The organism is Spirosoma soli, from assembly GCF_042684525.1.
Classification (GTDB): Bacteria; Bacteroidota; Bacteroidia; order Cytophagales; family Spirosomataceae; genus Spirosoma; species Spirosoma soli.
Map to the genome: position 1 here is coordinate 63646 of NZ_JBHULN010000012.1, position 12988 is coordinate 76633.

Sequence of the window (12988 nt, forward strand, 5' to 3'; positions counted from 1 at the left end):
CCGTAATTATCAGCACCGGAATAATTAAGCTGCCCTTATAAATCACACCATAGTAATCGCCTGGGGCTGGCTCCTGGCTAATCAAGTATGTGCTCACACAGCGTTCTGTTTTACGTTAGCCGAATATATAACTAGCTGAATAGCAGCTAAAACTAATTATTTCGGTTGATGTCAGGTTTATCCCGAGCGATTGGCCGCTACAACATTTACTTTCCTCTCGGCTACACTCAGCTGGTTGTATTGGCAAACAGTAAAGGTCTGATACTGACTCCGTGTCGGGCCACAAAGGAAATTTACTCTTTTTCCCTACGACCAAACGTAACCAGATGCTCCATAAAGTGGTTCGTAAAATAAGAGAGTTGGATATTGGTCCGTTACGGCCAAAAAATTCAGTAATTACCGGATGACAAAAGCAATCTATATCGCTTCGGTGGAACCCTATACGGGCAAATCGCTAATCGCGCTGGGGCTGGTCAATATGCTACTGGGTAAAACAAAGAAAATCGGCTACTTCAAGCCCATTATCACTCAGCAGCAACCCGGTCGCAAAGAAATTCACATTGAAGCCATCCTCGATTATTTTGCCTTGCCCATCAGTTACGAGGACACCTATGCCTTCAATCGTCAGGAGGTCTTGCAACATATGGAGTCGGAAGGCCGGGGGGAGATGCTCAGTACAATCATCAGTAAGTACAAAAAGCAGGAAGAAAGCCATGACTTTACGGTCATTGAAGGCAGCGATTTTCTGGGCGAGGGTATCGCGTTTGAATTTGAGTCGAATGCTGACATTGCCAAAAACCTGGGGGTACCCGTACTTATCGTTATCACGGGGGAAGGGCGGTCGACGGCTCAGATTGTCAGTACAGCCTTGAGCGCCTTGCAAGGCTTCGAAACCCGGGAAGTACAGGTATTGGGCATCGTTGCGAACCGGGTTAAAGCGGAGCAGGTAGACGATGTCCGGGAGCTACTGAAAATGCAGTTACCCGCCGAAATCATGGTAACCGTCATTCCGTGGGAAAAAGGGTTGCAAAGCCCCACCATGAAAGAAATAAAGGATGGGCTGGATGCTACCTTGCTCATTGGCGAAGAGTTGCTGACCAACCAGGTCGACAATTTCGTAACCGGCGCGATGATGCTGCCCAACTTCCTCAATTATATCAAAGAGAACGTGCTGATCGTAACACCGGGCGACCGGGGCGACATCATCATCGGGGCTTTGCAGGCAAACCTATCGGCCAACTATCCGAAAGTAGCGGGAATCGTACTGACGGCAGGAACCGTACCCGACGAACCCGTAACCCGCCTGATCGAAGGGTTGCAGACGGTTATTCCTATCCTGACAGTACAAAAAGGTACGTTCGAGACGACAACGACCATTGGAGCCATCCACTCCCGCATAACGGCCGACAATAAAAAGAAGATCGAGTTGGCCATTGACGTGTTTGAGCGATACGTGGATACAAAAGCGCTGGACGACAAGATCATTACGTTCAGGCCCGAGGGTATAACTCCTCACATGTTTCAGTACCAGCTTTTCAAAGCCGCCAAGAGTCAGAAAAAACACATTGTTTTGCCCGAAGGTAACGATGATCGCATCCTGAAAGCAGCCGCCCGTCTGATTGCGCAGGACGTTGTCGATCTGACTATCCTGGGCGATCCGGCGGAGGTTATGGCTTCCATCCGGCGGCTAGGGCTGAACTTAGATACCACCGCGGTGAGCATCGTGAATCCGGCTACTGCCGACAATTACGAGTCGTACGCCGAAACGCTACACGAGTTGCGGAAAGCCAAAAATGTGACTCTCGACATGGCAAAGGACATGCTGCTGGACGTGTCTTACTTTGGTACCATGATGGTCTACAAAGGACACGCCGACGGCATGGTGTCAGGAGCGGTTCACACGACGCAGCATACCATCCGCCCCGCGTTGCAATTCATTAAAACCAAGCCGGGTGTTTCGCTGGTTTCGTCGGTTTTCTTTATGTGCCTGCCCGAGCGCGTATCGGTGTTCGGCGACTGCGCCGTTAACGCGAATCCAACGGCTGAGCAACTGGCCGAAATTGCCATTTCGTCGGCGGAGAGCAGCGCCCGTTTTGGCATTGAACCCCGTATCGCGATGTTGTCGTACTCGTCGGGTACGTCAGGCGAGGGCGAAGATGTGGAAAAGGTTCGGCAGGCTACGGCTATCGTTCGTCAGAAACGACCGGATCTGAAAATAGAGGGCCCTATTCAGTACGACGCGGCCGTTGACCCTTCGGTTGGTAGCCAGAAACTGCCGAATTCAGACGTAGCGGGCCGGGCAAGCGTGCTAATTTTCCCGGATTTGAATACGGGCAACAACACCTACAAAGCCGTGCAGCGGGAAACCGGGGCATTAGCCATTGGCCCAATGTTACAGGGCCTCAACAAGCCGATCAACGACCTGAGCCGGGGCTGTACGGTAGATGATATTTTCAATACAGTTGTCATCACCGCTATTCAATGTCAGGATTTTTAAACTAGTGATTTCTTGTCATTCGCAGTCATTGAAGGTCATTTGTTGCTTAGCGATTACTGACTACGAATGACGCGCAGCAGGTGACGATTAATGACCATCACTTTATGCACATACTGGTTATCAATTCGGGAAGTAGTTCGTTAAAATATCAGCTCTTCAACATGCCTTCCGATATCCCCCTGTGTACGGGGCAAATCGAGCGAATTGGCACGGAAGGTTCTTTCATTCGTCATCAGATTCAGGCGCCTGCGCAACTCATTGAACGGAACGAGGTCATTGCCGATCACGATGTTGGCCTTCGACAGGTGCTTGAGTTGCTGGCCGATCCCGTTACGGGAGTTGTTAGTACGCCCGATGCCATCGACGCCATCGGGCACCGGGTTGTGCACGGTGGCGAAAGCTTCGCGAGTGCTACGCTTATTACACCCGCTGTCAAAGAGACGATAAAAGCCCTTTTCCCGCTGGCTCCTTTACATAATCCCATCAACTATCAGTGCATCGAAATAGCAGAACAGACCTTTCCCAAAGCTAAGCAGATTGCGATTTTTGATACCGCCTTTCACCAGACGATGCCCGAATACGCCTTCCGATACGCCTTGCCCCAAGAGTTATACCACCAGGAGGCCATTCGGGTATACGGCTTTCACGGCACCAGCCACCGATACGTCAGTAAGAAAGCGATAGCCTGGTTAGAAAAGCCAGATGCCAAACTGATTAGTATTCACCTGGGCAACGGAAGCAGCATCACTGCCGTTGATAAAGGAAAATCAATCGACACCAGTATGGGCTTCAGTCCGTTGAGCGGCCTGGTTATGGGTACGCGGTCGGGCGATATAGATCCATCGGTCATTTTTCATTTACTGAGCCGCGGATACAGCCCCGACGATGTGAACAATCTACTCAATAAGAAGTCGGGGATGCAGGGCCTTACCGGCTTCAGCGACATGCGCGACATTCGAAAAGCCATGGAAGCCGGCGATCAGACGGCAGCGCTTGCTTATGAAATCTATGCCTACCGGGTCAAAAAGTACGTTGGTGCCTACGCGGCCATCCTGAACGGATTGGATGCAATCATCTTTACGGCCGGGATCGGGGAAAACGATGCAACATTGCGCGAAATGATCTGTACTCAGCTTACCTTCCTGAATATCTCCCTGGATTCTGAAAAAAACCGCTCGCCGGACCGCGGCCTTCGAGCGGTCAACGCACCAGATTCACCCGTTCGCATTTTTATCATACCCACCAACGAAGAACTGGAGATTGCGCAACAGACTTATGATCTACTACAAGGGAAATAACGTAATTGGCAGGCGTAATGCTGCCAGCAACACTCACGTTTGCTCATAAAATCGACCGGCTAAACACGGCTTCACAAGTGCATTAGGCACCACACTGACGCCTGAGTCAGGTTTACTCTTTACCCTCTGCAAACAAGTGAGGCTTCGATTATCAATCTCAGCGACGCTTTACTCTTTGCATCTCCCGGCTCTTTTCCAACTACATTCAAATGAATTGTGGGCCAATGTTCTGAGGTTTCGGCGCAAATAAACCCGGACGAGTGTTGTAGCCGTCGACTTGATTGTCAGCCTGTTTAGAGCCTCAATCTACTATATAGATATTTTGAATGACATTATAGAAAATATTAATTTGCTCTATAAGTTTAGAAGCAACAGATTTGCACTGATATCATTCACAATCACAACGTTTTGCCTTCCGGACGGTTAGTCATTTTCCAGCATGTCTGGCTTTATGGCTGGTCAGGACGGCAAGACTTAAAAACAATAAGCATATGAGCCCGTCAGAAACTGCAAAAAGTTACCAGGTCAATGGTACTAATGGCCACAACGGACACCACGCTGCCCTCGATGTTAATGATCCCAGTGCCGCCCAATGCCCCTTCATGAGTAGCCGATTGAACCACGTAGCGGGGGGTGGTACCCGGAACCGCGACTGGTGGCCCAACCAGTTAAACCTGAGCATCTTGCGCCAGCACTCGGCACTGTCCAATCCGATGGACGAGTCGTTTAATTACGCGGAGGAGTTCAAAAGCCTGGATCTGAAAGCTGTTAAGGAGGACATCTACAACCTGATGACTACTTCGCAGGAGTGGTGGCCTGCTGATTATGGTCACTATGGCCCATTTTTCATCCGGATGGCCTGGCACAGTGCCGGTACCTACCGCATTGGCGATGGTCGGGGTGGTGCAGGAGCTGGCATGCAGCGTTTTGCTCCGCTCAACAGTTGGCCCGACAATGCGAACCTGGACAAGGCGCGTTTGCTCCTGTGGCCTGTTAAGCAGAAATATGGCCGTAAACTGTCGTGGGCTGACCTGATGATTCTGGCCGGTAACTGCGCTCTGGAGTCGATGGGCTTTAAGACGTTTGGTTTTGCTGGCGGTCGCGAAGATCTCTGGGAGCCGCAGGAGGACGTTTACTGGGGATCTGAAACCGAATGGCTCGGTGATAATCGTTACGAAGGCGACCGTGATCTGGAGCATCCGCTGGGCGCTGTTCAGATGGGTTTAATCTACGTAAATCCAGAAGGACCCAACGGTAATCCAGACCCACTGGCGTCTGCCCGTGACATTCGGGAGACCTTCGGCCGGATGGCGATGAACGACGAAGAAACCGTGGCCCTGATTGCAGGAGGGCACAGTTTCGGTAAAACCCACGGTGCCGCCGACCCTAGCGAACACGTTGGCAAAGAACCGGCTGGCGCCAGCATTGAAGAGTTAAGCCTGGGCTGGAAGAACACGTTTGGCAAAGGGCATGGTGTACACACCATTACCAGCGGTCTCGAAGGTGCCTGGACCACCACGCCAACTCAGTGGAGCAACAACTACTTCGAGAACCTCTTCGGTTTTGAGTGGGAGTTGACCAAGAGCCCCGCTGGTGCATTCCAGTGGAAACCGAAAGATGGGGCCGGGGCCGGTACCGTACCTGATGCCCACGACCCTGCATTGCGTCATGCGCCAACGATGCTGACCACCGATATTGCCCTACGGGTAGATCCAGCCTACGAGAAAATCTCACGGCGCTTTTTAGACAATCCCGACCAGTTTGCGGATGCCTTCGCACGGGCGTGGTTCAAACTGACGCACCGCGACATGGGCCCACGTGTCCGCTACCTGGGATCTGAAGTACCCGCTGAAGAACTGATTTGGCAAGACCCAATTCCGGCCGTTACGTACAAGCAGATTGACGATGCCGATGTTGCTGCGCTGAAAGCCAACATTCTGGCTTCTGGCCTGACCATTCCGCAACTGGTATCGACGGCCTGGGCGTCGGCCTCTACGTTCCGGGGCTCCGACAAGCGCGGTGGTGCCAATGGTGCCCGCATCCGGCTGGCTCCGCAAAAGTACTGGGAGGTGAATAACCCGACCCAGCTCGCCAAAGTGTTGGACACGCTCGAATCGATCAAGTCTGAGTTCGACGCGATTCAGACCGACGGCAAGCAGGTATCGCTGGCTGACCTGATTGTACTGGGTGGCTGTGCCGCCATTGAACAGGCCGCCAAGAACGCTGGCCTCGACGTAACGGTTCCGTTTACGCCGGGTCGTGCCGATGCTTCAGCCGAACAAACGGATGTAGACTCGTTTGCAGCTCTGGAGCCAATTGCCGATGGCTTCCGCAACTACATGAAGGCTCGATACAAAAACGTATCAGCCGAAGCATTACTGGTCGACAAAGCGCAGCTGCTGACGCTGACAGTTCCTGAAATGACCGCGCTGGTAGGCGGTATGCGCGTGCTGAACACCAACTACAACGGTACTTCTCATGGTGTGCTAACCAAGCGTCCTGGCGTGCTGACGAACGACTACTTCGTAAATCTGCTCGACTTACGCACTACATGGAGCGCTACATCGGATGCGCAGGACCAGTTTGTGGGCCAAGACCGGGTTACCGGCGAAGTCAAATGGGCCGCGACTCGGGTAGACCTGATCTTTGGTTCGAACTCTGAGTTGCGCGCCATTGCCGAAGTGTACGGATGTTCGGATTCGCAGGAGAAGTTTGTCCATGACTTTGTAGCCGCCTGGAACAAAGTGATGAATCTTGACCGGTTCGACTTAAAGTAAATCACTTCAAGGACTATAAATCAAAAGCCCAGTATCTTCGGATGCCGGGCTTTTTTATGGTCAGTCTACTGCTTCTCAAAACACCGTGAGTTCGGAATTACTCTAGGTGAGATGTCACACGGCGCTGTATCCGGACCAAATACAATAGACAACTAACAGTTCAAATTAGTTAGAGTGGGTTACCTCCGCCTACCTCTCCAATTTACTTTATCATCTGCGTGAACGTAACAGTACCCATGCTATTGGGCTTACCGGGTTCCGGAAGATTGCCACCGTGGCCGACTATGGACCCGTGCCCCAGGATTTATGCTTATTTTGGTCCTGCCGTACGAGTGAATGGCAACTAGACGCTCCAGCCTCTCACACATCGATTGAACGGATATCCAGACTACAGATGCAAAAAGTAGGAATAGTACTTTCAAGCTAGTAGCCTTCTCGGGCTGAACCAACCGCGTTGTAATGCCTACCGATCGGTTGGTCAACTCATAAGTTGGTACGTCCACTAAGGCTGGAAGTCTATGAAGTTAGAGTCGTCCCCCGAAGTTGGCTGCTTTTCAGGAGAATGTCCTCGGCCGACCCCTAACGGCGTACCGTAACCGACAGCTACCGTTTGCTTTGTGACGATCCTCACAGGTTAAACTCACCCGACAAACCGACTTTTGTTTCATTTCGTTAATAATAACGGAGGCACGGATTTTTCGGAAAGTTTAACCCGTTAAAACAGTAAAGACATGGCACAGCAACAGGATAAAGCAAAGGAAACCGTACTGTCGTTCATCAACGCATTGAACGACGAAAACTTCGATGCGGCCCGGCGCTACGTTCATGACCATCTTTCTTTTGTTGGCGTACTGGGTACCCGCGACGGGGCCGATGCGTATTTCGCCGACATGAAAAAGATGAAATTAAAGTACGATCTCAAAAAAATAGTCGCCGATAACGAGGACGTCTGCCTGTTTTATGACATCGCGATGGGCGGAGACATTACTGTTTTCGCCAGTGGCTGGTATCAGGTAGAGAATGACAAAATCAGCTCGTTCAAGGTTATTTTTGACCCACGACCGCTGCTGGAAGGTTCGGACCAGAAATAGTGTTCGAGTTGGGGCCAGCATTCGCGTTACGATCATGGCTTTAGTCACGTCACCACACCTCGATACCATACACCAGCTGTTTACCCCGCTCCAGCCGACGGTGAGCGGTGACGCGGGTGTTGTTCGTTACGTGGAACAGCAGCCCGACCTCAGGCTGGCCCCGTTGATTCATTGCTACTGGCAGCTTGCTTCTCATCAGCCGCTGACCCAGCCCTTCGTGTACCGGGTGGTCGCCGATGGCTGCATCGACCTCTTTTTCGATTTGATAAGCCCCGACGACGTCTTCGTCATGGGTCTGTCCACTACGTACACCGAATTTCCCCTGGCCGGACCTTTCAATTATGTCGGTGTCCGGTTTCTGCCCACGGCTTTCCCCCTCCTTTACCACGTCGACGCTTCCGAACTGACCAATCGGGTGGAAGCCTTCCGCGATGTGGTACCCACGGCAGCCGCACCGTTCACCAACCTGATTGGCGGCCATACTACCCTGGAAAGCCTCAAGTCACGGCTGGATGGCTATTTCATTGACCGGTTCACCGCGGCCAGCCTGACTCCCGACCGGCGACTCTTCGGCGCCATTGCCGCTATTCTGACGGGTGGCGGACAACTGAATGTACTGAGCGATCTGGATGCGGCCGTCAGCCACCGACAGTTGAGTCGGCTGTTTCAACGCTACGTGGGCGACACGCCCAAGGTATTCAGCCGGATTGTGCGTTTTCAGCAACTCCTGAATGCCAAACCGTCGGTGCAGGCCCTGCAACAGAACAAGGTTTTTTACGACCTCGGCTATTACGATCAGGCTCATTTCATCAAGGAGTTCAAGACGCTGTACGGCCAGACGCCCGGCAGCGTACTGTCCGGCGAAGCGACGCCCGGCGAAGCGACGCCCGGCAGTGCTGCGCAAGCTGATGGACAGCATCCCTGAGGTTGTTGTTACCCAATCGATTGTCCAATTTTTACAATACTAGCCTGGTTGCGGTGGGTACTTTTGTATCATCAGTTCACCAGAAAACGCCGGTTCGGTATGAAAAAACACCTTGCTCTGTTCTGTCTATCACTGATCACGCTGGACGTTTCCGCCCAGGTAACAAACTCTTCTAAAAAGCAGACGACCATGAAACTTAACGCGGGCATTGTCACCCCCAAACTGAAAGAAACCAAAGCGTTCTATACGGCTGTTCTTGGCTTTGGTACGACCTTCGAGAACGATTTCTACCTGCTCATGCACACGCCGAACCAGCAGGCTGAGCTTAGTTTCCTGCTACCCAATCACCCCAGCCAGCAACCTCTGTTTCAGAAGCCGTTCACGGGTCAGGGCATGTACCTGACGATTGAAGTAGACGACGTCGACAAACTGTATCAGGAGCTGAAGCAGAAAGGAACTCTAATCAAAATTGAGTTGCGCACCGAACCCTGGGGCGACCGGCATTTTGCCATCGAAGACCCCAACGGCATCGGCATTGATCTGGTTACGTATGCCCCGCCCCAAAATGGCAATAATTAATCAATTGACAAATAACATAAGCTCTTCAGTGCCAGGAGCGAAGGTAATTAGCCGCTCAAAGTGGAAGCCTAACTTTTTCAGCAACTTAATCGAGTTCTCGTTGTGGGTGACCGTGATCGCCATAATACCGCCAACGCCCAATGTGGTCCGGGCATAGGTCATCACCGCCGATGCGGCTTCAAACCCATAGCCTTTGTGCATATAGTCGGGCAAAAAGGCGAACCCAATGTCCGGATGGTCCAGGGTCTCCCGCTGGAGCAGTCCACAGAGGCCAATGGGTACGTCGGTATCGATCAGCGTTACCAGATACAGGCCAAAACCAAACCGATTGTAACTCGCGATGGGGCCATTCAGCAGGTAGTTGCGGGCATCGTCCAGCGTTCGAACGCCCCGATCGCCGATGTAGGCTAACCACGAGGGCGTATTCAGCAATTCAAGGATAAAAGGAGCCTGGTCAACAGAAAGCTGAGAGAGTCGCAGGCGTTTGGTCTCCAGAACGGTCATAGCTGCTTAGTCGTACTGTCTTAAACGTTGAGATTTACCCGTAAACAGGCGTTGCTGTGGCCTTTTCTTTACTTCGTCATCTGCCGGAACGTAACCGCTCCTACGCTGTTAGGCTTACCGGATTCAGGGGCCGAAATCGTACCGTTGATCTGGCCGTTCGGTTGCTTCGTTATGCGGATTTCGCGAAAGCTGTACTGCCCTTTTTCGTAGGCAAACGTCTCGCCATCATCGTCATAAAGCCGGTAGGTACCCGGTTTGCTGCCGTAATACCGCACCTCAATCGGCACAACCTCAGCCGCTTTGGGGGTGTGGAGCCGTGGCGGCATCATCGGAATAATGCCGCCATCTTTAACGTAGACCGGAATACGATCCAGCCCCGGCGACGCGGTAATCTGCTGACCATTGCCGACCAGCTCGCCGGTGTAAAAGTCATACCAGTTGCCCGTTGGCAGGGTTACCGTACGGCTTTTCTGGCCTTTGAACAAAGGAGCCACCAGCAGGTACTCGCCCGCCATGTACTGATCTTTGATCTCCTTCCGGACAGCTTCGGCATAGGGATTTTTCTCCAGACTGGTGACCACCACTTCACTTTTCACTTCGGACGTAAACCCTTCTTCCAGGTTCATGGCCCGGAACGGGGGCGTGCCCTCGAAGTGGTATTTCGCAAATTCGCTGTACCAGTACGGCATCATCTGCATCCGTAACAGGGCCATGTCCTGCACCGCCTTGCTCACATCGTCAAACGACCAGGGTTTCGTACCGCTATCCCAGGCGTTGATCATCGCTAACGGCGAAAAAACAACTGTCTGAATTCGACGCAGCCACTCTTCGCTGGTGTCCGACGAACGCACTTCCGGTGTCCACAGTACCCCGGCAAAACTGCTGTTGATGAGCGCCGTAATAAAGTCTTCGTGTTTGTAGTAGTCGTTGTAAATCACGTACGGAAACGAGGAGCCGCCCCCATTCGACGCCCGAATGAGCCCAAACGTCCGTTTGTTCTGCTTCCGGTACATGTCGGTGCTGTACCGCTGCAACAGCAGCCCATAGGTTTGCCGCATCTGCTCAGCCGCGTGACCCGATGGAAACGTGGCGACGTCGGGCCAGAGCCACGAATCATAACCATCTACCTCGTCAATCTTGTAGCCGCTCACGCCGAGGTTTACGCCGTCTTTCGCCAACTGGCCGAAGAAAATCTGCTGTGCCTGGGGTTGGGTGAAATCGGGAATTTGCCCCGTCCAGACGGTGTGCGACGCAGTGAACGGTTGGATGGCTTTGAAGATGGATGCCGACGGTGCGACGTATGGATTAAGCCAGAGGTTGGCCCGAATGCCTTTGCTGAGCATCGTCTGCAAAAAGCCTTTGGGGTCTGGGTAGCGGGTTTTGTCCCACTCAAAGGTGCAGGGATACGACTTGCTTTGCCAGCCCGGTTCCAGGCCGATCACGTCGAGTGGAAAGCCTTTCTGCTCGAACTGTTCGGCTTCGGCCTCCACCTGATCAGAGGTGTAGAGCGTTTTTACCCGCTGCTGAAACCCCAGTCCCCAGCGGGGCGGCAGACAGCCCCCGCCGTTGAACAAGTTATACCGCCGGACAACATCCAGCGGTTTCGGTCCGCCAAACACGTACAGCTCCACGCCAGCCGCAGGCACCAGTATTTCGACGGCATCCGAATAAGGGCTGCTGTCCCACGATTTGTCCGTGTTTCGATCCTGCGACACGGGCGGGTCGGAGCTGTCCTTGCGAACGGCCGTACCCGCGTAAACGGTCAGGTAACGAGCGGAGTTGATGAAAACACCGTAGCCATTGGAGGAGATATAAAACGGCGTTGGCGAATGCGTTCGGCCGTTGTCAGAACCTCGGAAATGGTCAACGTGCAGGTTCAGGATTCGGCCGCGCTGATGAACCGTCTGGAAGTTCAGGCCGAAGCCGTAGAGTTGTTCCGTACGGTTGAGCGGAAAACGTAGGTACGTTTTTCCATCCACGACCCGCGCCGTAATGCCGGTTTGCGGCAGCGGGAAAGGCGTTTGGCCTAGTTTTACCAGCGCCGACGCATTGGGTCTGGTGCCGCTGGCGGTGAGCAGGTTATAGGCTTCGGGTTTGCCCACGGCAGCTTTCCAGACGCCGGGTTGTACGGATGTCCAGACGACAGGCTGTGCCGTGACGAAATAGACCGATGAGAAGAGTAGGAATAGCGTTTTCAAGTATATATATTTTGTCATGCTGACGAAGGAAGCATCTTCGGTAGCCTAGAGTACTTTTAGCGAAGATGCTTCCTTCGTCAGCATGACAAAAACACAAACTAATCCATCGTCACCATGGCCTTAATCACACCATTGACCGGGTCGAGCCAACTGGCAAATTCATCGCCTACCTGACCAAAGCCAACGCGGTGGGTGATGTAGGTTGTCGGGTTCACTACCCCCTTTTTCATGCTGGAAATAACCTGCTCGAAGTCGGCGCGGGTGGCGTTTCGGCTGCTCATCAGCGTGGCTTCACGCTTGTGAAACTCGGGGTGGCTGAAGCTGATGTCGCCTTTCTGCAAGCCGACCAGCACGTACCGCCCGCCATGCGCCAGATACGCGAAAGCCGTATTGATGGCCCGCAGGCTGCCGGTCGCATCAATAACAACGGTAGGCATATCGCCATTGGTTATCGTTTTTAACTGTTCCAGCACGTCGGGAGCCGATGCGTTGATCGTGTGCGGAACATTCAGTTTTTCGCGGCAGAAAGCCAGTCGGCTTTCGTTCAGATCGAGCGCGATGACATTGGCACCGGCAATGCGGGCAAACTCCATGATGCCTAATCCAATCGGTCCGGCTCCCACGACCAGCACAAACTCACCCGGCTGCACATCGGCTCGTCGAACACCGTGGGCGCCAATGGCCAGCGGCTCCACGAGGGCCAGTTCGTCGTAACTCAAGCCTTCGCCATGCACCAGCGATTGCGACGGCACTGACAGGTATTCGACCATGCCGCCATCCACATGTACGCCAGCGACCTGCATATTCACGCAGCAATTCGGCTTACCCGAGCGGCAGGCAATGCAATGACTACAGTTGAAATACGGAATAAACGTAACGGCCTCGCCCGGCTGAAAATCGGGGGCTCCGTCAGCTTCGACTACTTCCGTAGCCAGTTCGTGTCCCAGAATGCGAGGGTATGAAAAATACGGCTGCGTCCCCTCGAAGGCGTGTAAATCGGTGCCGCAGATGCCGATCTGCTTTATTTTCAGAATGGCCTGTCCGGGCGTTAACGTGGGCTTAGCAGCCTGCTGATAAGCGAACTGGCCGGGCGTCGTGCACACTAATACGTTCATCATT

The 12988-nt window shown here is 53.0% G+C and carries 9 protein-coding genes; 6 read left to right on the plus strand and 3 right to left on the minus strand.

Features of this window, described 5'->3' with window-relative positions; genetic code table 11:
- Positions 1-403 precede the first annotated feature (403 nt).
- The 6 genes from pta to ACFSUS_RS18750 all read left to right on the plus strand — a co-directional run bounded on the left by pta (position 404) and on the right by ACFSUS_RS18750 (position 9167).
- Positions 404-2497, plus strand: coding sequence for a phosphate acetyltransferase (gene pta / locus ACFSUS_RS18725; protein WP_381525263.1), 2094 nt, complete (start codon positions 404-406; stop codon positions 2495-2497).
- 104 nt (positions 2498-2601) lie between these two features.
- Entirely contained in the window at positions 2602-3795 is a 1194-nt protein-coding gene (locus ACFSUS_RS18730; RefSeq protein WP_381525264.1) for an acetate/propionate family kinase, read from the plus strand.
- A gap of 491 nt (positions 3796-4286) precedes the next feature.
- Positions 4287-6572 carry a catalase/peroxidase HPI gene (gene katG / locus ACFSUS_RS18735; protein WP_381525265.1) on the plus strand — a complete coding sequence of 762 codons (2286 nt, stop codon included), beginning with the start codon at positions 4287-4289 and terminating at the stop codon, positions 6570-6572.
- Positions 6573-7303: 731 nt separating this feature from the next.
- Positions 7304-7663, plus strand: coding sequence for a nuclear transport factor 2 family protein (locus tag ACFSUS_RS18740; protein WP_381525266.1), 360 nt, complete (start codon positions 7304-7306; stop codon positions 7661-7663).
- A 34-nt stretch (positions 7664-7697) separates the two neighbouring features.
- Complete coding sequence (locus ACFSUS_RS18745; protein WP_381525267.1) at positions 7698-8588, plus strand: DUF6597 domain-containing transcriptional factor; 891 nt, start codon at positions 7698-7700, stop codon at positions 8586-8588.
- Between the two features lie 99 nt (positions 8589-8687).
- Positions 8688-9167, plus strand: a complete 480-nt coding sequence (locus ACFSUS_RS18750; protein ID WP_381525268.1) for a VOC family protein — start codon at positions 8688-8690, stop codon at positions 9165-9167.
- On the opposite strand, the gene ACFSUS_RS18755 is transcribed toward ACFSUS_RS18750, so the two are convergent.
- The 3 genes from ACFSUS_RS18755 to ACFSUS_RS18765 all read right to left on the minus strand — a co-directional run bounded on the left by ACFSUS_RS18755 (position 9168) and on the right by ACFSUS_RS18765 (position 12984).
- A complete protein-coding gene (locus tag ACFSUS_RS18755) occupies positions 9168-9671 on the minus strand; it encodes a GNAT family N-acetyltransferase (protein WP_381525269.1) in 504 nt (167 codons plus the stop codon).
- Between the two features lie 68 nt (positions 9672-9739).
- The gene (locus ACFSUS_RS18760) at positions 9740-11887 is read right to left on the minus strand and encodes a glycoside hydrolase family 31 protein (protein WP_381525270.1); all 2148 of its coding nucleotides are present in this window, start codon (positions 11885-11887) and stop codon (positions 9740-9742) included.
- 80 nt (positions 11888-11967) lie between these two features.
- Positions 11968-12984 carry a zinc-binding alcohol dehydrogenase family protein gene (locus tag ACFSUS_RS18765; RefSeq protein ID WP_381525361.1) on the minus strand — a complete coding sequence of 339 codons (1017 nt, stop codon included), beginning with the start codon at positions 12982-12984 and terminating at the stop codon, positions 11968-11970.
- Positions 12985-12988 lie beyond the last annotated feature (4 nt).

Coding starts and splice junctions, on each gene's coding strand:
- ACFSUS_RS18740 (WP_381525266.1), top strand. CDS start 7,304: ATGGCACAGCAACAGGATAAAGCAAAGGAAACCGTACTGTCGTTCATC.
- pta (WP_381525263.1), top strand. CDS start 404: ATGACAAAAGCAATCTATATCGCTTCGGTGGAACCCTATACGGGCAAA.
- ACFSUS_RS18730 (WP_381525264.1), top strand. CDS start 2,602: ATGCACATACTGGTTATCAATTCGGGAAGTAGTTCGTTAAAATATCAG.
- ACFSUS_RS18750 (WP_381525268.1), top strand. CDS start 8,688: ATGAAAAAACACCTTGCTCTGTTCTGTCTATCACTGATCACGCTGGAC.
- ACFSUS_RS18765 (WP_381525361.1), bottom strand. CDS start 12,984: ATGAACGTATTAGTGTGCACGACGCCCGGCCAGTTCGCTTATCAGCAG.
- ACFSUS_RS18745 (WP_381525267.1), top strand. CDS start 7,698: ATGGCTTTAGTCACGTCACCACACCTCGATACCATACACCAGCTGTTT.
- katG (WP_381525265.1), top strand. CDS start 4,287: ATGAGCCCGTCAGAAACTGCAAAAAGTTACCAGGTCAATGGTACTAAT.
- ACFSUS_RS18755 (WP_381525269.1), bottom strand. CDS start 9,671: ATGACCGTTCTGGAGACCAAACGCCTGCGACTCTCTCAGCTTTCTGTT.
- ACFSUS_RS18760 (WP_381525270.1), bottom strand. CDS start 11,887: ATGACAAAATATATATACTTGAAAACGCTATTCCTACTCTTCTCATCG.